Origin of the sequence: Sulfitobacter sp. DSM 110093, assembly GCF_022788715.1 — a bacterium.
GTDB lineage: Bacteria > Pseudomonadota > Alphaproteobacteria > Rhodobacterales > Rhodobacteraceae > Sulfitobacter.
The window spans coordinates 2,132,859-2,156,112 of record NZ_CP085167.1 but is presented as its reverse complement, the minus strand read 5'-3'; the positions used below and the strand labels follow the sequence as shown (position 1 = coordinate 2,156,112).

The window sequence follows — 23,254 nt, the reverse complement described above, 5'->3', positions numbered from 1 at the left end:
AGCGAAGGGGGAGTGACGGGAACCGCACCTGCCGCTGCTGTTTTATATTCCCGAGGACCTGTATGTACAGGTGGGCGCCAGGTAACCGAACCAGGGCTCGGACAGAGCCAGCTCCCTCGGATTTGCTTAAGGCCACTGGAATGTAACGTTCACGAACAGGGCAGAACCCGTCGACCCCGATGTAGGGGCCAAGGGGCGCTGGGGCAAGGGGCAAAGGTGGATTTCGCAAACTTCTCTTGGCCACTCAGTCTTCGGACGGAATAAAGCCGTATTGACGCAACTCGTCGGGCAGCAGCACATAGATTTCGTCGGGCGGTGTCACCAGCGCATGCTGCATGACCAGCGGATTGATCCCCATTTCATCAAGATACCGCATAACCTCGCCTTGGCCGCGCTGGATGTCCTCTACAGCGACAAAGGCAGGCAATAGCGTGCTTTCGCCAAAGTAATGCTGATGCACCCCGACGGAAGCGCTATCCGGCACCACGCGCGTCTCTCCGGCGGCCAGCAGGTAGGGGCAGGCGGAATAACAGATATCGCCGTTACGCATCGCAGTATTGAACCCTTCGCGGCGCAGGTAGCGGCCCAGTTCTAGTGCATCGCGCACGGACCCGCCGGGGGAGTTCAGATAGACCTCTTCGGGCGCGGGCGAAAGTTCGGTCAGTTGCTTGACGATTCGCTCGGCATCGCCTGCTTCGATCGCCCCTTCCAGCAGCGCAGCACGCCCGCCAGAGACGGGCGCTAAGACCAGCCGGTCGGGCAGATCGGTCTCGGGCATTGGTTGGCCGGGGGTGGGCGCGCGTTCGGGGCGGAAACGGCGCGTCTGATCGCCGGGGCGGATTGGCTCTGTCAGTTCTGGCGCTTGTGGGCCAAAGCCCGGCAGGCGCAGCCCCTCGCCAAGATCCCCCCAGAACAGCAGCACCGCAAGGCCAAGCTGAAAGATCAGCACGCCAATTAACACCCGCCCAACGATGGGCGGTTTGCCTGAGGTGCCTTGGTCTGGGGGCGTGGATTCGCTCATGTGCTTTTGATCGGTGTGACGTGGCCGGGCGTGTCTTCGGACTCACCACCCTCATCGGATGGTTGCGGGGCTGGGGCGGCGCGTTTATGCGCGGGGCTTTCCTGCATCGCCGCATCCACATCGCGCACGGCGGCAAGGGCTGCGCGCAGTTCCGCAAGGGTTAGGGTGTCTTCGACGGCTGCCCCTTCGCGGCCCGAACGGATCGCGCCTTGGGTAATGGCGAGGATCATCACCAGCACGGCGGGCAGCAGATCAATGGCAATTGCCCCGGCCCAAGAAGGCACGAAGTTGCGCGCATAAAGGATCACCGCATCGGCGCTGGAGATCGGCGTGTAGGTGGTGTCGGCGGCGGGCGGCATGGATTGCACGTCTTGCGCGGCGCGTTCTAGGGTGGCAGCGCGTTGGGCCAGCACTTCTAGTACCGAGGTGATCGTGGCCCCCTGAGCACCCCGCTGTTCTTCGCTGCTGCCATCCAGTTCGGGCAGCACGACAGAGGCCGCAAGATCCTGTGCTGCGCGTTCAACCAGCGGGGCGACGGAAAGTTGGCGTAGTCGGGTGATCAGCCCTGCCAGCCGCACGGCTTGTTCCGAAAACTCGACCGAGCGGGCCTCGACGGGGCCGGGTTCTACGGTAAGGGCGCGCATCCGGCTGAGGATTTGGTTTCCTTCGGCAAAAGCATCATTCACCAGTGGCGTCTGGGTGGCGATCTGCGCCTCTAGCCCCGAAAGCTCTGCTGATTTCTGTCGCAGTACCCGAAACACCGCGCCGCGCCCGGCAAGGCCCGAAAGGCTGCCTGCCGCTTCCTGTTCGCTGAGGTCTTCGAAACTTTGCCTAACGCGCGCCACGTCACGCTCAAGCCCTTGGGCGGAAAGGGCGATTTCATGGGTACGCTCCAGCGCGCCTTGGTAGTCTTGCACGGTTTCAGCGAGGTGCTGTTCCACCGCTGCCGACCCGGCCAGTGCAGCGGCGTTGAGCCAGCTCGACATCGCGATGATCGCGACGGAGCCAAGCCCCATCGCCCCAAGAAGCCCCATGCGCGCGCGGGTGGTGCGAACAGCTGGGAAGAGGCGCAAAAGGTATGACCAAAAGACGAAAATGCCGACCGACACCGCCACCGAATAGGCGATCGCCGCAAAGGCAGACATGGCGCCATTGTCGTCCAACAGCGAAGAGACACCGAGGTAGGTGTAGATCCCAGAGGCCACGGCCAAGACGCCCAAAGCAGTGCCCGAAAACGTGTCGAGCCACGTCAAATGGCCCTCCAACTCACGGGCGTAACGCACACCGCGCGCCTGTGTCTCACTCATCGGTTCGCGGTCTGCCATGGAATCCCCTCGCTTTGCTTGTTTCAAGATAGGGGGCGGCAGGGAAATTACCAAACTTTCCGGTACTTCCTCTTGCGGGTGTTCACTAAATGTTCATATTTGTCCCTATGATGGAGACAGACATACAAAAGTTTCAGCCCGGCCAGCTTTTGGCGCGGGGGGTGATGCGGCATTTGGCCGATCTCGGTTTCGCCTGCGTTGAGGAATTGGTGCCGGCACGTGGCTTGCGCGTCGATGTGATGGCGCTTGGCCCTAAGGGAGAGATTTGGATCGTCGAATGTAAGTCCTGCCGCGCCGATTTCATGGGCGACGCAAAGTGGGAGGGATATTTAGAATGGGCGGATCGGTTTTTCTGGGCTGTCGACAGCGATTTCCCGGTCGATCTGCTGCCAGAGGAAAGCGGCCTCATCATCGGTGACGCCTATGGCGCTGAGATTGTGCGAATGAGCGATGAGACCAAACTTGCGCCCGCGCGGCGCAAGGTGATGGTGCAAAAGTTCGCGACCCATGCCGCCCGGCGCCTGCACAGGCTGCGCGATCCCGACATGGCGCCGAACTGGTCTTGAAAGACAGGGGCCTAGCGGCCCTTTTTACCCGCGCGGCTTGCAGCGGCCATGATTTCTTCGGCGATTTCGCGGGCTTCATCCGGGGTGAAATCCATCGGGATTTCCACGCCACCACCTTCGATAAAGAGACGGACCATCCCTTTGTCGGTCGGGCCGATTTGCAGGTTTGCTTCGATGTCGCGTTCGGTGTCGATGCCCATGGGAGCCTCCGGTTTGGTGGGGCTTATCGCTAGCGCGCTGCGGGTTGAAAGGCAAGCGATCTTAGGGCCATGCTGGCCTATGGAAAATATCGAGATTCGCACATTCGACCAAGGCGACCGGGATTGGCTTATTCGTCAGCACCAAGAGCATTACGCGCTTGAAGAGGGGTTCGATGACAGCTTTGACGTACTCGTCACTCAGATCATTGATGAATTCCTTCGCGATCATGACCCCGCCTGTGAAAGGGGCTGGATCGCCCAAAAGGGGAACCAGCGGCTGGGATCGATCTTTTGTGTGAAGTTAAACGCCCAGCGGGCAAAGCTGCGGCTGTTTCTGTTGGTTCCAGAAGCCCGAGGGCATGGGTTGGGGCAACGAATGCTGCAAACCTGCATGAGGTTCGCCCGTGACCAAGGGTATGAAGGCATGCAACTTTGGACCCACGAATCCCACCGTGCTGCGGGTGCGCTCTATGCTCGAAGCGGTTGGGAATTGACCGATAGCCGCCCGGCGGTTTCATTCGGGAAAGCCAACGTCGAGCAGACTTGGGAAATTCTGCTCTAAAGCTGCAATTCTTCTGCGCCTGAGGTCTTGCATTCCTCTGCTACGGGCGCTAAATCCGCCCCAGTGCCGCCTTAGCTCAGTTGGTTAGAGCGCTTGATTGTGGATCAAGAGGTCCCTGGTTCGAGACCAGGAGGTGGTACCACTCCCCCCCCCATTTAGTTCTGGCGAAGCGTGCGGTTCAGATCGTTTCCAAACGATGCTGGAAATTCAATTGTGAGGGTGGAAAAGCGGGGGACTTACCCCGCGTTGCCGAACGGCTTAGCCCAGCTTCATCACGATGCAGGTGGTTGAGCCTGTGGCGTAGAGCTTGCCATCGTCAACTCCGCGGATTTCCCCATGCGCGATGCCGGTGGAGCGGCCAACGTGGTCGGTGACACCGATGCAGTCGATCTCCATCCCCAATGGCAGACCGCGCAGGATGTTAATTTTGTATTCCAATGTGGTGTAGACCGATCCGCGCGGGATTTTCGTCATCACAGCGCAGGCCATCGCTGAATCAAGCAGCGTGCCGTACCAGCCGCCGTGCACCGTGCCCATTGGATTGGTCATGCTAAAGCTGGGCGCCCCCCGAAAGACGATGCGGCCCTCTTCGACCGAATGCAGTCTATAGCCCATGGTTTGTCCGATGGGCGGACCGGGGTTGGTGCCGTCCAAGATCGCCTGCATGAATTCCAGCCCCGAAAGTTTCAGGGCCTCAGATTGAGACAGAAGGTCGGCAGGGCTTTGGGCGATACGGGGCATGGTCTTCTCCGGCAAATGGTTGCTGCGGAGGATACGCCCGAGGGGGGCAGGGGCAAGCCCCTGCGCACCTGTAGTTTTGCTTACGCGACGTCCGAAAGATCGACCTGCGGCGTCACGCCAATGGCACGACAGACATCGCGGGTCAGCTCGGCGCGGTTGAGCGTGTAGAAATGCAGCGCATCAACGCCTTCGTCGATCAACTCGCTGCACAGTTCGGTGCACATCGCTTGGGCCAGCAGATCGTGACGGTCATCGCGGATCGCCGCTTCATAGGCTTGGTCGACCCATTCCGGGATTGGCGTGCCGCATTTGACGGCGAATTTGCGGGCCGAGGTCCAGTTGACCACCGGCAGGATGCCCGGTGTGATCGGCTTGTCGATCCCTGCCTTCACGCAGGAATCGCGGAACCGTAGGAAAGTCTCGGCTTCAAAGAAGAACTGGGTGAGCGCCTCATCGGCACCGGCGTCGAACTTGCGTTTCAGCCAGTCGATGTTGGCCTGCTGGTCCGCCGCTTCGGGGTGCGGATCGGGATAGGCCCCGACGCGGATGGTGAATTTTCCAGTTTTGGCCAGTGCTTCGATCAATTCGCAGCTATCGGCGAAACCTTCGGGGTGGGGCGCAAATCTGTCGGTGCCCGCCTGCGGATCGCCGCGCAGGGCGACGATGTCTTTTATACCCGCTTCGGCGAATTTATCGGCGACTTCCATGGTTTCCGCGCGGCTGGCCCCCACGCAGGTCAAATGCCCGGCGACCGGCAAGCCGGAGGTGCGGTGCAGCACATGGGCCGAATCATGCGTCAGATCCCGGGTCGTGCCGCCCGCGCCATAGGTGACCGAGAAGAAGCGCGGCGCAAGTGGGGCCAGCGCCTGAGCCGCATCCCACAGTTTGAACGCCGCGCCGACGGTGCGGGGCGGGAAGACTTCGAAGGAAACAGCAGGGGTGGTCATCGAGAGATCCTTTTGGCGGTTTCACGTCTTGTCTCACATTCAGCGCTGTGAGACAAACTCATAACATTCATCTTGAACATGAGTAATGCCTCACATGCACATTGAGTTCCGTCACCTGCGCACGATTAAGGCCATCCACGAGGCGGGCGGGCTGGCCCGCGCGGCGGATCAGATGAATATCACGCAATCGGCTTTAAGTCACCAAGTGAAGGGGCTTGAGGATCAGGCGGGGGTCGAGTTGTTTGTACGGCGCTCAAAACCGTTGAAACTGTCCCCGGCGGGACAGCGGTTGTTGAAGCTTGCCCAGCAGGTCTTGCCGCAGGTCGAGGCGTTGCAGGATGAGTTCTCGGGCCTGCGGGCGGGCAGCACGGGGCGGATGCATATCGCCATTGAATGCCACGCTTGTTTCGAATGGCTCTTCCCGGTGCTGGAGCAGTTCCGCCGCCATTGGCCGGATGTAGATGTAGATATTCGCCCCGGTTTGGCCTTTGACGCGCTGCCCGCGCTGCTGCGCGAAGAGGTTGATCTGGTGGTGTCGTCCGATCCCGAAGAACTGCCGGGCGTCGAGTTTGTCGAACTCTTCGATTACAATTCGGTTTTTGTGGCGTCCCAGAGCCACCCATTGGCTGAGAAACCCTTTGTCGAGGCGGCGGATTTTCGCGGTGAGACGCTGATTACCTATCCGGTAGAACGTACACGATTAGATGTGTTCAGCCAGTTGTTAATCCCGGCCAAGGTCGAGCCTGCGGCGATCCGGCAGGTGGAACTGACGGCGGTGATTTTGCTGTTGGTGGCGTCGAATAGGGGGGTGTCTGTCTTGCCCGATTGGGTGGTGCGCGAGGTGAAATATTCGTCTGATTATGTGACGCGGCCTTTGACGGCGCAGGGCATCACGCGCAGGCTTTACGCGGCGGTGCGCAAGGATGACTTGGGCAAGCCGTTCATGAATGAGTTACTGAAACTGGCCGGGCAGGAGGCACGCAAATTGCAGCAGGCCTAAGGCAACTGAGGAGGGCCGAGGGGCGATGCGCCGTCCCGCAGTGCGGAACGACGCATGCAGCCTCGTCTGTGGTTAATTCACCTTAACAATAGCCTTTCCAGTATTTCCACCGTTCAGCATGTCGATAAATGCCTGAGGTGCATTCTCCAGCCCCTCGGTAATGTCTTCTTTGACCTTCACACGCCCATCGGCGACCATAGGGGCCACTTCGCGGTGAAATTCGGGCATCTTGTCCCAGTGGTTTGCGATGATAAAGCCGCGTACCGTAAGGAAATTCACCAAGAGCGTGCGCCACAGACGCGGCGCGGTAAGTCCGGCACCTTCGGCATCGGCACCAAGCCCGCCCGCATTATACCATGCGATCATGCCACAAAGAGGGATACGGCCATGCGCGTTCATCAGCGGCAATACCGCGTCGAGCACTTTGCCGCCGACGTTCTCGTAATAGATGTCGATCCCATTTGGGGCCGCTTCTTTCAGCGCGGCACGTAGGGATTTGGCATCGTCATAGGCGCGATGGTCCAGACAGACATCGAAACCGAAATCGCGGGTTGCTATCTCACATTTCTCGGCTCCTCCCGCGATGCCGACGGTGCGCAGCCCTTTGGCCTTGGCCAACTGCCCAACAATGGACCCGACCGGCCCGGTGGCCGCCGCCACGACGAGGGTCTCACCCTCTTTGGGCTGACCGATGTCATTCAAACCATACCAACCTGTCAGCCCCGGCATCCCCAAAACGCCAAGCGACGCGGTGATTGGCACGCCATCAGCATCCACCTTTTGACATTGCTTGGCCGGGGCAACGCCGTGGGTGGCCCAACCGAACGCGCCAAAGGCAAAATCGCCGACAGCAAAACTCGGGTCATTCGAGGCGATCACCTTTCCGACGCTGCCACCTTCCATCAGCCCCCCTATGGGCACCGGCGCGGCATAGGATTTCGCATCGTCCATCCGACCGCGCATATAAGGATCAAGCGACATGTAATGCACTTCGACCAAGATTTCGCCATCGCCGGGTTGCGGCAAATCTGCGCTTTCCAGACGGAAATTCTCGGGCGTGGGCGCACCATCTGGGCGGCTGGCGAGGACGATTTTTTGCATTTGGTCAGGCATGGGGTTTCCTTCGTGCTTATTGCTACGGGTCCAAGGTGTTCTTTCCTTTGCTGAAAACAACCCGCACGTTGCACAAGGCCTATCGGCGGCGCGGATTTCTGCCCCCTTGGCAATTGCGCTCTTGCGCCCTATACGTCCCGCCTTATCCATCAAAGGGCGCGAACAATGATCGGCAGTGCGAATCTTAACATCATGATCAAAGCGGCACGCAAAGCGGGGCGTGCATTGGTCAAGGATTTCCGCGAGGTCGAGAACCTTCAGGTCTCGGTCAAAGGCGCGGGCGATTTCGTGACCAAAGCCGACATTGGCGCCGAGAAGATCATCAAAGACGACCTGATGGGCGCGCGCCCGACCTACGGCTGGCTGGCCGAAGAGGGCGGTGAGGAAGAGGGCCAAGATCCCACACGCCGTTGGATCGTCGACCCACTGGATGGCACCACCAACTTCTTGCACGGTCTGCCGCATTGGGCCGTCTCCATCGCGTTGGAGCATAAGGGTGAGATTGTCGCTGGTGTGGTTTTTGACCCTGCCAAGGATGAGATGTTCTTTGCCGAAAAAGGCACCGGCGCATGGATGAACGAAAGCCGCCTGCGCGTGTCCGGCCGTCACCGGATGATTGAATCGATCTTTGCTACGGGCTTGCCTTTCGGTGGTCGTGCCGATCTCCCCGAAACGCTGAAGGATCTGGGCCGTCTCTTGCCCGTCTGCGCTGGTGTGCGCCGCTGGGGCGCTGCTTCGCTCGATCTCGCTTATGTCGCTTCGGGCCGCTACGATGGGTTTTGGGAGCGTCGTTTGAAACCGTGGGATGTGGCCGCAGGTATGTTGATCGTCAAAGAGGCCGGTGGCCTTGTTGAGGCGATCCGTCCTGAGCGTAACATCCTTCAACACGGCGAGATTATCTGCTCGAACGAGCCGATCTATTCGACCTTCGCCAAGACGATCCGCGGCTGATTATTCGATCGCTAGCGTCTGGCGCAATTCGCCGGTCAACTGGTCAAAGATCAGGATTTCATCCGCGTCCGTCACCACCGCATACCAGCCGCGTCCTTGCGTAAATGCTTGGGCGCTGCTGCCATCGGGCAGGGTGATGCTGCGCGGCATTGTCGGACCTTGATCGCTCAGACGGGTGACAAGCACGAAGATCAGCACTAGAACCCCGCCAATCATCACGACGGTCAATACCGTCACCATCCGCCGCAGAAACCGCAGGTTCGCCGGTTCATCAGGGTTGTCCGTGTCCATGTCTCACCGCCGCATTGATTTCATTCTGGGCGATAGCCCGCCCGCTCGTCTTGATAAGGCGCTCGCCCGCGATGTGCCAGAGGAAGCGAACCTGTCGCGCACCCGGTTGGGCCGGTTGATCGAAGAGGGGGCCGTGACGGTGGACGGAGCAGTGGTGCAAGACCCCCGCGCCAAAGTGGCCGAAGGTCAGGTGGTGCATATCTCCGTTGAGGAAGCGGCGGAAAGCCACATCCTGCCCGAAGATATTCCCCTGTCGGTGGTGTTTGAGGATGACGACCTGATCGTGATCGACAAACCCGCTGGCATGGTGGTGCATCCCGCGCCGGGCTCGCCATCGGGCACTTTGGTTAATGCATTGCTTGCACATTGCGGCGACGATCTTTCGGGTGTGGGCGGCATGAAACGGCCCGGTATCGTGCACCGCATTGATAAGGATACCACCGGGCTGCTGGTTGTCGCCAAATCCGACGCGGCGCATCATGGGCTGGCGGCGCAGTTCGAGAAGCATACTGTTGAGCGGTATTACCAGACGCTTGTCTACGGTGTGCCAGATGCCAATGACCCGCGCCTGCGCGGGGTCAAAGGTGCATCATTTGAGGCGGGAAACATCCTGCGCATGACCACACAGTTGGCGCGGCACAAGACCGACAGGCAGCGCCAAGCGGTGCTGTTTCAGGGCGGTCGTCACGCGGTGACACGTGCCCGCACGATTGAACGTTTCGGCACGCCGTCGGTTCTGGCGCTGCTGGAATGCTGGTTAGAGACAGGGCGCACGCATCAGATTCGCGTGCACATGTCCCATGCGGGGCACGGGTTGGTCGGGGATGCGACCTATGGCGGGCGGCGCAAGCTGGCCAAGGCGGCTTTGCCGGAGGCGACAGCGGACGCGATCCGCGCCTTCCCACGTCAGGCACTGCATGCCGCGGTTTTGGGGTTTGAACATCCCGTGACCGGTGAGAACCTTCGCTTCGAAGCACCTTTGCCGCCGGATATGGCGGCGCTGTTGGATATGCTTCGCGAGGGGCCATCGGACCCATCGGCGTGACCCCGCTGCCCTAAGGAACCGCTGCGACGTTGGTTACGTTTTGTTCACAGAAACTGTGCAGTCTTGAACAAAAGCGTGAACGCTTCTGTCTTGAAAGCATAAAGGGGGCCGCCCATATTGTATGTTAAGCGAAATAACATAGGCCTCGGTTGAACTGAGGAAAGGGACAAGACATGGCAAATTATGCAAATCTGCCCGCACCAACACCAGAAGGCGGGTTGAACCGCTATATGCAAGAGATCCGCAAGTTCCCCCTGTTGGAGCCTGAGGAAGAGTACATGTTGGCCAAACGTTGGGTCGAAGAACAAGACACCGAAGCTGCCCACAGGATGGTGACATCTCACCTCCGTCTCGCTGCGAAAATCGCGATGGGGTACCGGGGCTATGGCCTGCCGCAGGCTGAGGTGATCTCGGAAGCGAACGTTGGCCTGATGCAAGCTGTTAAGCGTTTCGATCCTGAGAAGGGCTTCCGCCTTGCCACCTACGCGATGTGGTGGATCCGCGCATCGATCCAGGAATATATCCTGAGGTCGTGGTCGCTGGTGAAACTGGGTACGACTTCTGGACAGAAGAAACTGTTTTTCAACCTGCGCAAAGCCAAGAACAAGATCGGCGCGTTGGAAGAAGGCGATCTGCGTCCTGAAAATGTGTCAGAGATTGCTACCCAATTGGGTGTGACCGAAGCCGAAGTCGTTTCCATGAACCGGCGTATGTCAGGCGGCGATGCATCGCTGAATGCCACCGTCGGTTCCGAAGGCGAAGGAACGATGCAGTGGCAGGATTGGCTGGAAGATGAAGATGCCGACCAAGCGGGCGACTACGCCGAGAGGGATGAGCTGGAAACACGGCGCGAAATGTTGGCCGAAGCATTGGATGTGCTGAACGACCGTGAGAAAGATATTCTGACCCAACGCCGCCTGTCGGATGAGACGGTCACATTGGAAGACCTTTCTTCGCAGTATGATGTCAGCCGCGAACGCATTCGCCAGATTGAGGTCCGCGCTTTTGAAAAGCTGCAAAAACGGATGCGCGACTTGGCAAAAGAAAAGGGCATGATGGCCGCCTCTTAAGCCGTCTTCCCTTTTGATGCATTAAGCCCCGTTCTATTGAGCGGGGCTTTTGCGTGGCCACCTAGCTTGGCTGAGAAAGCCTGCCTTCGATCACGGCAATCTGCGCAAAACCTTCGGCCAATGTTCCGGTCTTCATTGTACGTGCAGCGGATTGAAGAAGCTCGCGCAGGTGAGCTGCTTGGTGCTCAGGCGCAGTGGTCAGATCCAGTATGGTCCATCTGATCAACCGCCAGTACGCGGCGCGGAATGCATCGCTGAGAATTGGGTTTTCGATCATGTCCGCTAAAGCCGCCAGAAGCCGGGCGCGTATGTCAAAGAAGTCTTCAGCGCGGTTCAGTTCGCAAATATCCATCATCCCCAGTATCCCGACAATTGACATAAAATGCACAGGCGGCACGGGGTGAGAGGGCGCGCATTTGGCCGCAGCCTCAATGATCGCCACGGCGGCGCGGATGTCGTCGGCGCGCTTGGCGTCTTCCAATGGGGTGATCACCGAACCAACACCGGATTTCACCGCGATCATACGCTCATAAGCGAGCCGTTGAAGCGCTTGCCGGATGGGCGTGCGCGAAACGCCGAAGCGCTGCGCCAAGGCGACTTCGTGCAGCATCCCGTCTTCGGTACCGCGATTCAGGCAGATGTCTGCACGCAGCGTTTCGGCAATCGCTTGGCTGGATTTGACCTGGTTCAACTTCGCCTCACGTCTCGGGTTTAATCGCGTTCTTGCTTAATTAACATGTATACAGGTATTGATACAAATATTCAACTTATTCGGATGTCACTATGCCAATAGATACTCCTCGTTTTGATGCTGAAGGCACCTCAATCCGCGCTGTCATCCCAACCCCGCGGGGCGGGTACTTGGCGATGACCGGTTTTCCCGGGCTCCTAACAGAGGTGGGTGGCACGCCTTATCTCGACCCGCAACAGATGACGGAAACCCTCGAAGGACTGCGCAATGTAGGCGCCAGACAATTGCTTGTCTTAACGGAAGAAGCAGAGCTGCCAGAGGGTGCTTTTCAATTAATTAAGGTTATATCTCAGCGGGTTGGACTGCATGTATATTTTTCAGCAATCATAGATTTTCACGTTCCGGGGGATGCATTCCTACGTGAATGGCCCGACCACAGAACCCGATTTGAGCGTGCGCTGGATGCGGGAGAGACCGTTGCACTGTCTTGCCAATATGGGGCAGGGCGCAGCGGGCTTGTTGCGGCATGGTTGTTGATGGGAGCTGGCCTTCCCGCTGCTAAAGCTATCGCCTTGGTTCGAAAACACTTCTCTGAGGCAATCGAGAATCAGCTTCAGGAAGGCTGGCTGCTTGAGCAGGAAAAAGGTTAGTAAAACGTTTATTTGCATAGGTTTCAGCGCAGAAAATCGAAAAACTATGCTATTGCCACATTCTCGGCCAATTGTCGCCTTATTCTTGCCTTAATTGGGCTCGACAACATGTATACATCTTGGGGGGCCTTGGTTCCATTGAGGCAAAGCGACTGCTCATAAGAAGGGAAGATATAACAAACGACGCTTGAGAGAAGGATCAGACATGCACAACCGCCCCACCGTACAAGATTCATCTGTCCCCATCATGCACCTTACCGCAGGTGACATTATCCGGCGCAGACGCAGCTTTGATCCCGTTAACGTTTTCCATACTCCCAGTGAACCCCCAGTACGTTATACCGTTTCTGAGGCACGTTTTCGCAAGGTTCATTACGCTCGCGATTTCGGTAGGGTCGAGGCGATGGTCGAAGTGACCTACATGCGCCATCCGTCCGAGCCGCCCCGCACCGTCTGCCTTCGGGCAAGCGTGTCATTGGGTGGTAGCGGCCAGCGCAGAGACCTGCGCCAAAGGCTGATCCAAAGCGCCGTTAACCTATCCGTCCTTTTCGACCGTCTCAACAGAGGAGATATCACCCTGCGTGCTGCTTAACGCAACGCCCCATGCCTAGCGACTGCACCCCCATTTGGGGGTGCTTTTTTTATGGGGGTAGGGTCATCTGAGAGAAGATGCTGACTGGCGCAAAGTTAAGAATGTCCGTTGACCGCCAGCAAACCACCGCGCGCAGCCCGGCGAGGATGATCTTGATAGTGCGGAGGGGCCGCCCCATCTCTTGAAATAGCAGCGGGCGAGCTTTGCGTTTGGCGTAAATAAATGCGTGACGCGACGGGCGCTGGATCCATATCAATGACGATCAACCGACAAATTCCCCGATAGGAGGGCGTGACATGGCTGGCGGATGGGCGCGCGATGGCGCGGTAAGTGAACAAATTGAGGCGTCAATCTCAGACGAGTTGGCGCGGATGAAGGCGCGGCGCGCGCAGGTGGGCGAAAGCCTGACCCATTGTGCCGAATGCGAAGAACCGATCCCCGAAGCGCGTCGCATTGCGTTGCCCGGGGTGAAGCTGTGTATCGACTGCGTACGCGAGCGCGATGGCCAGCAGCAGATGCGCGGCGGGATTAACCGACGCGGCTCGAAAGATAGTCAGCTGAAGTGAGGACAGGCTAAGCGCAGCAGATAGGGCGCTTGCGGGTGAAGAGGGCCGCTTAGACGGCCCTCTTGCAACGATAACGCAGGCTTGGCGTTACTCCATCGCTTCAAGCTCATCAATCATGTCAGAGATCATCGAAAGCCCCTTGTCCCAGAATGCCGGGTCAGATGCATCAAGTCCGAAGGGGGCCAGAAGCTCTTTGTGGTGCTTCGATCCGCCTGCCTTGAGCATGTCGAAGTATTTGTCTTCAAAGCCTTCTTCACCCTCTGCGTAGACCGCATAAAGCGCGTTCACCAGCCCGTCCCCAAAGGCATAGGCGTAGACGTAGAAAGGCGAGTGCACGAAATGCGGGATATAGGCCCAAAAGGTCTCATACCCCTCCATATATTCGAATGCTGGCCCAAGGCTCTCGGCCTGAACGGACATCCACAGGGCATTGATGTCGTCGGGGGTAAGCTCTCCGCTACGACGCGCCTCGTGCAATTTGCATTCAAAGTCGTAAAAGGCGATTTGGCGCACGACCGTGTTGATCATGTCCTCAACCTTGCCCGCCAGCAGCACTTTGCGTTCCGCTTGGGTTTTGGCTTTGTCTAGCATCTTGCGGAAGGTCAGCATCTCACCAAAGACAGAGGCCGTTTCGGCCAAGGTCAACGGCGTGGATGACAGCATCTCGCCCTGATCAGCGGCCAGAACTTGATGCACGCCGTGGCCCAACTCATGCGCAAGCGTCATCACGTCGCGCGGTTTGCCTAAGTAATTCAGCATCACATAGGGGTGGACGTTGGTCACCGTCGGATGCGCGAAAGCGCCGGGTGCCTTGCCCGGTTTGACGCCCGCGTCAATCCAGCCTTTGGTGAAGAATGGCTTCGCAATATCGCCCATACGCGGATCAAATGCGGAATAGGCCTCCATCACGGTGTCCTCGGCCTGCGCCCAATCGACAATCTTGGGGTCTTCCATCGGCAGTGGCGCGTTGCGGTCCCAGACCTGCATGACGTCCAGCCCCAGCCATTTACGCTTCAACTCATAGTAACGGTGGCTCAGCTTTGGGTAGGCCTCAACAACCGCATTGCGCAATGCTTCTACGACTTCTGGCTCAACATGGTTGCTCAGGTGGCGACCCGTTTGCGGTGTCTCCATCCCGCGCCAGCGATCCAGCACCTCTTTCTCTTTCACCTGCGTGTTGTGCACACGGGCGAAGGTGCGGATGTTGTTGCCCAACACCTCGGCCAGTTCGCGTGCACCGGCTTCGCGCTTGGCGCGGTCGGGATCGGTCAGCAGGTTCAGCGTGCCTTCGATGGTAAGCGTCTCGCCGTCGACCTCAAATTCCAGCCCTGCGATGGTTTCGTCGAACATCCGCTCCCAAGCGTCGCCGACGACGCCCAGATCGTGAAGGAATTTTTCCATCTCATCGGACAGTTGGTAAGGTTTCATCGCGCGAATGCGGTCGAAAACGGGCTTATAGCGCGCGAGATCGGGGTCTTGGTTCAGCAGATCGGCGAGATGCGCATCCGGCAGTTTGTTCAGCTCCAACGTAAAGAACACCAGCGGAGTGGTATAGTCTGTGATCTTTTCCTGCATGTCGGACATGAACTTGGCGCGGCCCGAGTCCGTGGTTTGCTGGTAATAGCGCAGCCCCGCGTAGGACATGATGCGCCCGGCGACCTGATTGATCTTTTCGTTGCGCAGCACACAGTCCAGCAGCCCTTTGGCGTCTAGCCCGGCCAGGTTGCCTTCGTAGTCGGTGGCAAAGCTTGCACAAGCTTCTTCCAGCCAATCGAGATCGCGTTTGAGTTCAGGCGCATCCTCGGCGGTGTAAAGGTCGCTCAGATCCCATTCCGGCAGATCGCCGAGGTCTTTGCCCCCGGCACTGGCGTTGGCATCGTGAAGCGGGAAGGGAAGCTGAAACATCGGTGTACCTCATTTGCGTTTTGTCACATCTATGCCTCCGGGCGGGCCGGAACAACCTATCCGTAGATGCGCAGCATTTCTTTCAGATCGTCGAGGGTGTTGGCCTCTGGCAATGGCTTGTCCTTGCGCCAGCGCAACATGCGCGGAAATCGCAGGGCGACGCCGGATTTGTGGCGCGGGCTGGGTTGGATGCCTTCAAAAGCAATCTCAAACACATGATGCGGAGTCACTTGCCGCACAGGGCCGAACCGTTGCAGCGTGTTTTTACGCACCCATGCGGTGATCGAACGGAATTCGGCATCTGTGAGGCCGGAATAGGCTTTGGTGAAGGGCACTAGATCGTTGCCATTCCAAACCGCAAAGGTGAAGTCTGTAAAAAGGTTCGCGCGGCGGCCAGAGCCCGATTGCGCATAGATCATCACCGCGTCGATGGTCAGCGGGTCCAGCTTCCATTTCCACCAGTCGCCCTTTTTGCGGCCCGACAGGTAGGGGCTGTCGGCGCGTTTCAACATCAAGCCTTCGGCCTGCGCTTCACGCGCCGTATCGCGCAGAGCGGCCAATTCGGCCCAGTCGTTGAACTGGTGCTGCGGCGAGAGGCGGATCGGGGCGTCTGAGGGCAAATTGGCGCTGGCCTCTTCCAGCAGAGCGCGGCGCTCGGAAAAGGGGCGGTGGCGGATGTCTTCGCCCTGCCATTCCAGCAAATCATAGGCGTGCAACACGACGGGCGCTTCTTTTAGCAGCTTTTTTGGCACGGTCTTGCGCCCGATCCTAGCTTGCAAAGCATTGAAGGAGGAGGGGAAGTCGGCCCCCGGTTGCCAGACCAGTAATTCTCCGTCCAGCACCGTGCCGGGCGGCATATGATCCGCCGCGCGGGCCAGTTCGGGGAAACGGTCGGTCATCAGTTCTTCGCCGCGCGACCAGACGAAGTAATCGCCGTCGCGCAGGATCAATTGCCCGCGGATGCCGTCCCATTTCCATTCCGCCCGCCAATCGGACGGATCGCCAAGCGCCTCTGGCCCATCCTCCAACGCATAGGCGAGGTAGAAGGGGTAGGGCCGCGAAGCGTCGGCGCTGGCGTTTTCGGCTTCAATCAGACTGTGCCATGTCACATCGTCCGGGTGCCAGTTGCCCATCAAGCGATGCGCCATCTCCGGCTCGGGCCGTCCGGTGGCACGGGCAAGGGAGCGGGTCATCAGCTTTTGGCTGATGCCAATGCGAAATCCGCCGGTGATAAGCTTGTTAAACAGGAACCGTTCAGTGCCGCCCAACTGCTGCCATGCGGATAGAACGAACGCCTTGCGGGTGGCGTCATCCTTATCTTTCAATTCGCGCAGGGCGTTAATCCATGATGAGAGCGTGCTTGTGTCTTCGCTGTCGACGGGCGGCAAGACCAGCGCGATGGTCTCGGCAAGATCGCCGACGATGGCGTAGCTGTCTTCGAACAGCCAAAGTGGCACGCCAGAGGCCTCGGACGCCCATTCGCGTAGGCGGGTGGTGGTCACCGCACGTTTGGGGCGGCGGCCAGAGAAAAGCGCGACGGTCCAAAGGCGGTCGGTCTCTTCTGCTGTGGTGAAATACTCTGCCAAGGCTGCGACCTTGATCGTGGTTTTGGTGGTCTGGTCAATGGCGTTGAAGAGAGCTGCAAAATCCTTCATTCGCTGTCGCCCCCGTCGCTGTCGAACTGGGTCGGCACGACTTGCGCATTCCAGCCTTGATCGTTAAGGTATCGGGTGAAGATATCCGTGTAACCATGTGTAACATATATGTTTTCGGCTTCTGTTTGACGTATTGCCCAAAGCAGACCGTCCCAATCGGCATGATCTGAGATAACAAAACCACGGTCGCCCGCCCGCCGCCGTCGCACCCCACGCAGCGCCATCCAGCCAGAGGCAAAGGCACTTTCTTGCGCGCCAAATCGGCGGGCCCACTGACTGCCAAGCGCCGACGGCGGGGCCATTACCAGCGCACCGGAATGTTCTTTGGGGGCAAGCTCAGGCGTGACCAGCGTTGTGTCGGGCAAGGTGATGCCTTGACCGCGCAGCACGGCGTTGGTGTTCTCAACTGCCGTATGGGTCAGGATCGGCCCGATATCGGGGTCCAGCATCGACAGCAATCGCTGAGCCTTGCCCAACGAATAAGCTCCGAGGAACGCCGTATTGCCCTCTGCCGCGCATCCAGCCCACCATGCGTTGAGGTCGGCCGCCACATCTGCCTGCGGGGCCCAGCGAAAGACCGGTAGGCCAAAGGTGCTTTCTGTGATGAAATGGTGGCATTTGACCGGCTCGAAAGGTTCGGACATGCCATCGTCGATGACCTTGTAATCACCCGAGGCAACCCAGACCTCGCCTGCGACCTCGACCCTAATCTGGGCGCTGCCCGGCACATGGCCTGCGGGATGAAACGATACCGTCGCTCCGCCAATCTGCCGCTGCTCGCCATAGGCAATCCCCTCTGCCGCGATCTCTCCCAGACGGTGGCGCATGACGGGCAGGGCCGCATTTGTGGCAAGGTAGCTGCCCATCCCGTCGCGGGCATGGTCGGCGTGGCCATGGGTGATCAGCGCCCGTGCGACCGGGCGCCAAGGGTCGATATAAAAGTCACCAGCGGCACAATATATGCCGTTTTCGGTGAAGGTGAGAACTGGTTCGCGTGTCATCTTAGGCAATCTAGGCGGCCTAGGGCAATTGCACAGGAAAATGACGCTGGGCGGGGCTAGCTTGTTACACTGCCTAGGAAAAGCTTCTCCAGCCCGTCGAAAATCGCGCTACGCAACTCTGGCTTTTCCAACAGTACTTCGTGTTCGCCGCCTGCGATAATCTGAAGCCGTCCGCCCTTCCAACCGGCCATGCGTTGATGCACGCGGTTGGTGGCAACGATGCGTTCATTGCTGCCAAGGAAGGTCACGCAGGGCAGGGGCGGCGCAGCGCGGCCCGCAAGATGCTTGGTCTCGGCCAGTGCCTCGCGAAGCCAGACAAAGCTTGGGCCGCCAAGGCTTAGCTCTGGATGCGCTGCCAGTTGGTCGCGCATCATCTCGAACATCTGCGGATCGGTTGTCAGCAAGTTGTCTTCGAAAGGCGCATTGGCGGGGTAGGCTTCGATCTTGGTGCCGGGCGGGAGGCGATGACCTTGGCCAACGCGGGGCATAAATTGCGCCAAGGACCACGCCAAGGCGCGCAACTGCGGGGCGACATAGATGCCCCACATTGGTCCGGTAAAGGCAGCGGCTTGGACCGGCAGCCCTTCCATCACGGCGCGCAGGCCGATGCAGCCACCCATGGAATGCGCCAGCAGGAAATAGGGGCGCGGTAGGTTGAGGCTGCGCGCCGCGCGCAGCATGGTCGACACGTCTTTTTGATAGTCGCCAAAAGCATCAACATGACCCACGCGGGCATCCGGCAGCATGCGATCGGACAACCCCTGACCGCGCCAGTCAATCGCCATAGTGGCAAGGCCGCGCCGCGCGAGTTCGGCGGCGCAAAGACCATATTTTTCAATGTATTCGGTCCGCCCGGGGAACAGCAGCACCGTGCCGCGCGCCCCGGCGCAGGGCCAATGACCCAGCCTGATCCGCTTGCCATCCGATGTCTCGGCCCAATGGGCTTGGCCCCCCTCGGGGCCGGGGGCGATATCGGTGAAAAGCGGGGCCGGGTCCAGCTGCATCAGCCGAGCACAGCGGCGAGCTTCATCGCCATGCCCATGTCGCCGTCGATCTTGAGCTTGCCGGTCATGAAAGCGGAGGTCGGGTTGGTGTCGCCTTCGAGGATCGACTGAAAGGTTTCCGCGTCGGCGCTCAGCGTCACGTCGGCCTCTTCCTCAGCGGCGCGGGCGCCGTTCTCGTCCATCATCACGGCGCCTTCGCCTTCGATGTCGAACTTGGCCGTGCCGTCAAAATCGCTGCCGGCCAGCTTTTCGTTCAGCACCACAACCGCTTCGTTCACAATATCGCTCATCGCTCGCCCTTTTTTGGCATTTGGCCCCGCTACGTCTGGAATTGCGGCGGCAGCCTGTTACATTCAGTTTTGTTATGCGCATCATACCCGTCAACCTCAAACATACCGTTGCGGCAGTTGGTGGCTTTGTGTTGCTTGCGGGCATGGCCGTGGCCGAAATGGCCCCGCCAGAGCTTATGCAAAAGCTGCGCGAGGCACCGGCGGCCGAAGCCCCCAGAATCGCCCATGAAATCGAAGCGCACTGGCAGCGATCCGGTTCGGCTGCGATGGATTTGCTGCTGTCGCGAGGGCGCGAAGCGATGGCCAATGGCGACAGCCGGTTGGCGATTGAGCATTTGACCGCGCTGACAGATCATGCGCCCGGTTTTGCCGAAGGGTTTCACACGCGGGCGCAGGCCTATTATGGGGCCGACCTATACGGTCCCGCGCTGGATGATCTGGAACGGACGCTGGCGCTGAACCCCGACAATTACAACGCGATCTTCGGCCTTGCCGTAATGTTACAGGAGTTCGGAGATCTGGGCCGCGCGGCGGAGCTGTACCGCAGGGCGCTCGCCCTCAACCCGCATCACGAAGACGCTCGGTCGGCCCTTGAAGGGCTGCGCCGGGACGGCATCGGGCGCGAGCTTTAATTCAAGGATAGACAGGTGGCAGGAAACAAGCGCGTCGTGGCCGTTCTCGGCCCGACAAATACCGGCAAGACGACCTATGCAATTGAGCGGATGCTGGCGCATCGGACCGGGGTGATCGGCCTGCCGCTGCGGCTGCTGGCGCGCGAGGTCTATGACCGGATCGTCAAGGCGCGCGGACCCTCGGTCGTGGCATTGGTTACTGGCGAAGAGCGGATCGTGCCGCCGCGCACGCAATATTGGGTCTGCACCGTGGAGGCGATGCCGCAGGAGATGGGTGCGGATTTCATGGCCATTGATGAGATCCAACTTTGCGCCGACCCCGAGCGCGGCCATGTGTTCACTGACCGCTTGCTGCGGGCGCGTGGCCTACATGAGACGCTGTTCATGGGCGCCGACACCATGCGGGGTACGATCGCGGCGCTAGTTCCGGGGGTCGATTTCATGCGCCGCGACCGGATGAGCGAATTGATCTATTCTGGTCAGAAAAAGATAAGCCGGATGAAGCCGCGCAGCGCGATCGTCGGCTTTTCGGTTGAGAATGTATATGCCATCGCCGAGCTGATCCGCCGTCAAAAGGGCGGTGCAGCCGTGGTGATGGGCGCACTTTCCCCGCGCACGCGCAATGCGCAGGTTGAGATGTATCAAAATGGCGAGGTCGATTATTTGGTCGCTACCGATGCCATCGGGATGGGGCTTAACCTTGATGTCGATCACGTTGCCTTCTCGGCGCTTAGCAAGTTTGACGGGCGGCGGATGCGCCCACTTGCGCCCAATGAGTTGGCGCAGATTGCAGGCCGGGCAGGGCGCGGGTTCAAATCAGGCACCTTCGGCACCACCGGCGATGCGCCTGCGCTGGACGATCACGTGGCCCGCGCGATCATGGATCACAACTTTACCCCGCAGAACAAAGTGAACTGGCGCAACCACGCTTTGCAGTTCGGCCGCATCGATCGGCTGATCCAGACGCTGGAAATGCCCCCCGAGGATGAGCGGCTCGTGCGGGCGCGTGAATCCGATGATCTGCGGGCCTTGAAAGCGCTTGCCCAAGTCGATGAAGTTTTTGCCCGCGCCACCGATGGCGCTTCGGTGCGCCTGCTCTGGGATGTCTGCCGTATTCCCGACTTCCGCGGCATCAGCCACGCGGAACATGCGGGGCTGTTGGAGACCATTTTTAACGACCTGCACCAGCGCGGATATATCCCCGATGATTGGCTTGCGCGACAAATCAAGAGAATTGATCGAACCGATGGCGACATTGATGCGTTGTCCAAACGACTCGCGTTTATTCGCACATGGACCTACGTTGCGCAGCGCAAAGGCTGGACAAAGGACGAAAGCCATTGGCGCGACACGACGCGTGTCGTAGAAGACCGCTTGTCGGATGCTCTGCACGAGCGTTTGACTCAAAGATTTGTAGATCGGCGCACTTCCGTATTGCTGCGCCGGCTTGGACAGAAGGAAGCCATGGTGGCCGATGTAAACGAGACCGGTGAAGTCACCGTTGAAGGTGAATTTGTAGGCAAGCTGGACGGGTTCCGCTTTCGGGTGGACAAGGGCGCGGGCGCGGCCGAGGACAAGACGGTGAAAACCGCCGCATTGCAGGCCTTGGCTCCGCAATTCCATCTGCGGGCTGACCGGTTCTACAACGCACCCGATACCGAGATTGATTTCACTGAACAGGGCGGCCTGATGTGGGGGAGCGCTGCGGTGGGCAAACTCACCGCCGGGTCTGACGCGCTGAAGCCGCAGGTCGAGGTTTTCGTCGATGATATCGCCGGTCCCGAAGTGGCGGAGAAGGTGAAGCGCCGTCTGCAGCACTTCATTGACCGCAAGGTTGCCGCATTGTTCGAGCCGCTGCTGGGGCTGAGCAAGGATGAGACACTGACCGGCTTGGCCCGTGGCTTTGCTTTCCAACTGGTCGAGAATTTTGGCATTCTGCCGCGCGCCCAAGTGGCTGAGGACGTGAAAGCGCTGGATCAAGACGCCCGTGGCGCGCTGCGCAAGCATGGCATCCGCTTTGGCCAGTTCACCATCTTCATGCCACTGATGCTTAAGCCCGCGCCGACGCGCTTGCGTCTGGTGCTCTGGTCGCTGACCAAGGGGCTGAACGAATTTCCTGAATCGCCTCCTCCCGGTTTGGTAACAATCCCGGTAGAGGCAGATGCTCCATCGGGTGCAGATACGATGTCGGGTTACCGCAATGCTGGCAAACGCGCGATCCGCATCGACATGCTGGAGCGTTTGGCCGACATGCTGCGCGCCGAGGATTCCCGTGGTGGGTTTGAAGCCAAGCCAGACATGCTGTCGATCACCGGCATGACGCTTGAACAGTTCGCCGACCTGATGGAAGGCTTGGGCTATAAGGCGGAAAAGGACGAGCGGACCAAGGTGAAACCCGTTGATGTTGTGATGCCGAAAGATGGCAGCCATGACGCGATGGACCCCACTGCCGATACCAACGTGCCCGAAAAGCTCGACATTGATCTTGCTGCTGATGACTCGGCGGACAAGCCCATCATGGATGTGGCTGCAGAAGAGCCCGCGGGCGGTATCATCGAAACTCCGTCGGATGAGACCAACCCCGACGACCGCCCGGCGGACGTGGCCCAGATGCCCGACGATGGCATTGCGCCCATGGCCGATGTGGCGGCGGAAGACCCCGAGGTCGATGCCAACATCCCCGAAGTGCCGGCCGAAGAGATCCCGCAGGGCACCGCACCCGACGCCGATGTCGCCGGGCCGGAGTTGGAGACCTATTATATCTTCACTTGGTCGCGCAGCCCCCGCGGCAATGCCGGAAGCAACCGCCGTGGGGGGGACCGTCCTCAGGGGCAGGGCAAACCGCGCGGCAAGCCCGCTAAGGGCAAGGGGCGCAAGCCTGGTGGTGACAAGGGCGGCAAATCGCAAAACTTCTCTGCGCGTCCGCCGCGCAAGGAAAAGCAGATCGATCCCGACAATCCATTCGCCGCCGCGCTTATGGGGCTGAAGGACGACAAGTAAGTGGCAGCGGGCGAGAAACTACGGCTCGACAAATGGCTGTGGCACGCCCGCTTCTTTAAGACCCGCTCGCTCGCTGCCGCCCAGGTGGCGGGCGGCGCGGTACGGATCAACGGCACCCCCACCCAGAAACGCGCGAGCAACGTCGGCCCCGGCGATGTGTTAACCTTTGCCCAAGGGGATCACGTTCGAGTGATACAGATAGATGCAATCGGCCTACGCCGCGGTCCAGCGCCCGAAGCGCAGACCCTTTATACCGATCTGTCCCCGCCAGAGCCGAAAACGAAGGACAGACAGCCGGAAAATCCCGGTTTTGAAGGAAAGGGCCGCCCGACGAAGCGTGACCGCAGGCAGCTTGATCTTTCTAAGGCGCGCCACCTTGAATGATCCCGCGCCCCGGTTTAGCTAGTCCTCCATACACCCAGCCAGAGTTTCCCGC

At 59.5% G+C, this 23,254-nt stretch carries 25 protein-coding genes, 1 tRNA gene and 1 other RNA gene; 13 read left to right on the top strand and 14 right to left on the bottom strand.

The genetic code is table 11. The annotated features are described in order from the left end of the window. Positions 1–15: 15 nt before the first annotated feature. The 3 genes from ssrS to DSM110093_RS10535 form a co-directional block, all read right to left on the bottom strand. Positions 16–170, bottom strand: a non-coding RNA gene (gene ssrS, locus DSM110093_RS10545) — 6S RNA. Between the two features lie 74 nt (positions 171–244). Continuing rightward, complete coding sequence (locus tag DSM110093_RS10540; RefSeq protein ID WP_243265001.1) at positions 245–1,021, bottom strand: ATP-dependent Clp protease proteolytic subunit; 777 nt, start codon at positions 1,019–1,021, stop codon at positions 245–247. Continuing rightward, entirely contained in the window at positions 1,018–2,346 is a 1,329-nt protein-coding gene (locus tag DSM110093_RS10535) for a hypothetical protein (RefSeq protein WP_243265000.1), read from the bottom strand. Before DSM110093_RS10535 ends, DSM110093_RS10540 begins: the two co-directional genes overlap by 4 nt. Before the next feature lie 89 nt (positions 2,347–2,435). Here DSM110093_RS10535 and DSM110093_RS10530 point away from each other — a divergent pair, with 89 nt between their 5' ends. After that, the gene (locus DSM110093_RS10530; protein ID WP_243264999.1) at positions 2,436–2,912 is read left to right on the top strand and encodes an MmcB family DNA repair protein; all 477 of its coding nucleotides are present in this window, start codon (positions 2,436–2,438) and stop codon (positions 2,910–2,912) included. An 11-nt stretch (positions 2,913–2,923) separates the two neighbouring features. Here DSM110093_RS10530 and DSM110093_RS10525 read toward each other — a convergent pair whose 3' ends face one another. Then, on the bottom strand, positions 2,924–3,112 hold the full coding sequence (locus DSM110093_RS10525) for a DUF6324 family protein (RefSeq protein WP_243264998.1): 189 nt from the start codon (positions 3,110–3,112) through the stop codon (positions 2,924–2,926). A gap of 79 nt (positions 3,113–3,191) precedes the next feature. Here DSM110093_RS10525 and DSM110093_RS10520 point away from each other — a divergent pair, with 79 nt between their 5' ends. Next, positions 3,192–3,674 (top strand): GNAT family N-acetyltransferase, encoded by a 483-nt coding sequence (locus tag DSM110093_RS10520; RefSeq protein ID WP_243264997.1) that lies wholly within the window; start codon positions 3,192–3,194, stop codon positions 3,672–3,674. Positions 3,675–3,739: 65 nt separating this feature from the next. Then, positions 3,740–3,816: transfer RNA gene (locus DSM110093_RS10515), tRNA-His, on the top strand. A gap of 116 nt (positions 3,817–3,932) precedes the next feature. On the opposite strand, the gene DSM110093_RS10510 is transcribed toward DSM110093_RS10515, so the two are convergent. Together DSM110093_RS10510 and DSM110093_RS10505 are read right to left on the bottom strand one after the other, a co-directional pair. Then, a complete protein-coding gene (locus DSM110093_RS10510) occupies positions 3,933–4,415 on the bottom strand; it encodes a PaaI family thioesterase (protein WP_243264996.1) in 483 nt (160 codons plus the stop codon). A gap of 80 nt (positions 4,416–4,495) precedes the next feature. Continuing rightward, positions 4,496–5,362, bottom strand: a complete 867-nt coding sequence (locus DSM110093_RS10505; protein WP_243264995.1) for a methylenetetrahydrofolate reductase — start codon at positions 5,360–5,362, stop codon at positions 4,496–4,498. A gap of 94 nt (positions 5,363–5,456) precedes the next feature. Between DSM110093_RS10505 and DSM110093_RS10500 the strand changes: the two genes are divergently transcribed. After that, positions 5,457–6,362 carry a LysR family transcriptional regulator gene (locus DSM110093_RS10500; RefSeq protein WP_243264994.1) on the top strand — a complete coding sequence of 302 codons (906 nt, stop codon included), beginning with the start codon at positions 5,457–5,459 and terminating at the stop codon, positions 6,360–6,362. A gap of 72 nt (positions 6,363–6,434) precedes the next feature. Here DSM110093_RS10500 and DSM110093_RS10495 read toward each other — a convergent pair whose 3' ends face one another. Further along, entirely contained in the window at positions 6,435–7,475 is a 1,041-nt protein-coding gene (locus tag DSM110093_RS10495) for an NADP-dependent oxidoreductase (protein ID WP_243264993.1), read from the bottom strand. A gap of 165 nt (positions 7,476–7,640) precedes the next feature. Between DSM110093_RS10495 and DSM110093_RS10490 the strand changes: the two genes are divergently transcribed. After that, complete coding sequence (locus DSM110093_RS10490; protein WP_067624477.1) at positions 7,641–8,426, top strand: inositol monophosphatase family protein; 786 nt, start codon at positions 7,641–7,643, stop codon at positions 8,424–8,426. Here the strand turns inward: DSM110093_RS10490 and DSM110093_RS10485 are convergent, their stop codons facing one another. Beyond that, positions 8,427–8,717 carry a DUF6476 family protein gene (locus DSM110093_RS10485; protein WP_243264992.1) on the bottom strand — a complete coding sequence of 97 codons (291 nt, stop codon included), beginning with the start codon at positions 8,715–8,717 and terminating at the stop codon, positions 8,427–8,429. On the opposite strand from DSM110093_RS10485, the gene DSM110093_RS10480 reads away from it, so the two are divergent. Together DSM110093_RS10480 and rpoH are read left to right on the top strand one after the other, a co-directional pair. Beyond that, the gene (locus DSM110093_RS10480; RefSeq protein WP_243264991.1) at positions 8,716–9,762 is read left to right on the top strand and encodes an RluA family pseudouridine synthase; all 1,047 of its coding nucleotides are present in this window, start codon (positions 8,716–8,718) and stop codon (positions 9,760–9,762) included. The genes DSM110093_RS10485 and DSM110093_RS10480 overlap by 2 nt on opposite strands. A gap of 173 nt (positions 9,763–9,935) precedes the next feature. Next, entirely contained in the window at positions 9,936–10,832 is an 897-nt protein-coding gene (gene rpoH / locus DSM110093_RS10475) for an RNA polymerase sigma factor RpoH (protein ID WP_243264990.1), read from the top strand. Positions 10,833–10,893: 61 nt separating this feature from the next. On the opposite strand, the gene DSM110093_RS10470 is transcribed toward rpoH, so the two are convergent. Then, positions 10,894–11,523, bottom strand: coding sequence for a GntR family transcriptional regulator (locus DSM110093_RS10470; protein ID WP_243264988.1), 630 nt, complete (start codon positions 11,521–11,523; stop codon positions 10,894–10,896). Between the two features lie 176 nt (positions 11,524–11,699). Between DSM110093_RS10470 and DSM110093_RS10465 the strand changes: the two genes are divergently transcribed. From DSM110093_RS10465 to DSM110093_RS10455, 3 genes are all read left to right on the top strand, one after another. Next, a complete protein-coding gene (locus DSM110093_RS10465) occupies positions 11,700–12,173 on the top strand; it encodes a hypothetical protein (protein ID WP_243264986.1) in 474 nt (157 codons plus the stop codon). Between the two features lie 205 nt (positions 12,174–12,378). Continuing rightward, positions 12,379–12,765 (top strand): hypothetical protein, encoded by a 387-nt coding sequence (locus DSM110093_RS10460; RefSeq protein WP_243264985.1) that lies wholly within the window; start codon positions 12,379–12,381, stop codon positions 12,763–12,765. A 296-nt stretch (positions 12,766–13,061) separates the two neighbouring features. Then, positions 13,062–13,331, top strand: coding sequence for a DksA/TraR family C4-type zinc finger protein (locus DSM110093_RS10455; RefSeq protein ID WP_243264984.1), 270 nt, complete (start codon positions 13,062–13,064; stop codon positions 13,329–13,331). 87 nt (positions 13,332–13,418) lie between these two features. On the opposite strand, the gene DSM110093_RS10450 is transcribed toward DSM110093_RS10455, so the two are convergent. Genes DSM110093_RS10450 through DSM110093_RS10430 form a run of 5 tightly spaced genes read right to left on the bottom strand, consistent with a single transcriptional unit; the run spans position 13,419 to position 19,186 of the window. Next, a complete protein-coding gene (locus tag DSM110093_RS10450; protein WP_243264983.1) occupies positions 13,419–15,236 on the bottom strand; it encodes a M3 family oligoendopeptidase in 1,818 nt (605 codons plus the stop codon). Between the two features lie 56 nt (positions 15,237–15,292). Continuing rightward, positions 15,293–16,891, bottom strand: a complete 1,599-nt coding sequence (locus DSM110093_RS10445; RefSeq protein ID WP_243264982.1) for an ATP-dependent DNA ligase — start codon at positions 16,889–16,891, stop codon at positions 15,293–15,295. Then, on the bottom strand, positions 16,888–17,892 hold the full coding sequence (locus tag DSM110093_RS10440; protein ID WP_243264981.1) for a ligase-associated DNA damage response exonuclease: 1,005 nt from the start codon (positions 17,890–17,892) through the stop codon (positions 16,888–16,890). The genes DSM110093_RS10445 and DSM110093_RS10440 overlap by 4 nt, the downstream gene beginning before the upstream one ends. Positions 17,893–17,948: 56 nt before the next feature. Further along, positions 17,949–18,896 carry an alpha/beta hydrolase gene (locus DSM110093_RS10435; protein WP_243264980.1) on the bottom strand — a complete coding sequence of 316 codons (948 nt, stop codon included), beginning with the start codon at positions 18,894–18,896 and terminating at the stop codon, positions 17,949–17,951. After that, on the bottom strand, positions 18,896–19,186 hold the full coding sequence (locus DSM110093_RS10430) for an SCP2 sterol-binding domain-containing protein (protein WP_243264979.1): 291 nt from the start codon (positions 19,184–19,186) through the stop codon (positions 18,896–18,898). The genes DSM110093_RS10435 and DSM110093_RS10430 overlap by 1 nt, the downstream gene beginning before the upstream one ends. A 74-nt stretch (positions 19,187–19,260) precedes the next feature. On the opposite strand from DSM110093_RS10430, the gene DSM110093_RS10425 reads away from it, so the two are divergent. The 3 genes from DSM110093_RS10425 to DSM110093_RS10415 are packed head-to-tail and all read left to right on the top strand — an operon-like array spanning position 19,261 to position 23,202. Then, positions 19,261–19,818 (top strand): tetratricopeptide repeat protein, encoded by a 558-nt coding sequence (locus DSM110093_RS10425; protein ID WP_243264978.1) that lies wholly within the window; start codon positions 19,261–19,263, stop codon positions 19,816–19,818. Positions 19,819–19,833: 15 nt separating this feature from the next. Next, positions 19,834–22,818, top strand: a complete 2,985-nt coding sequence (locus DSM110093_RS10420) for a helicase-related protein (protein WP_243264977.1) — start codon at positions 19,834–19,836, stop codon at positions 22,816–22,818. Then, entirely contained in the window at positions 22,819–23,202 is a 384-nt protein-coding gene (locus DSM110093_RS10415; RefSeq protein ID WP_243264976.1) for an RNA-binding S4 domain-containing protein, read from the top strand. The last annotated feature ends 52 nt before the right edge of the window (positions 23,203–23,254 follow it).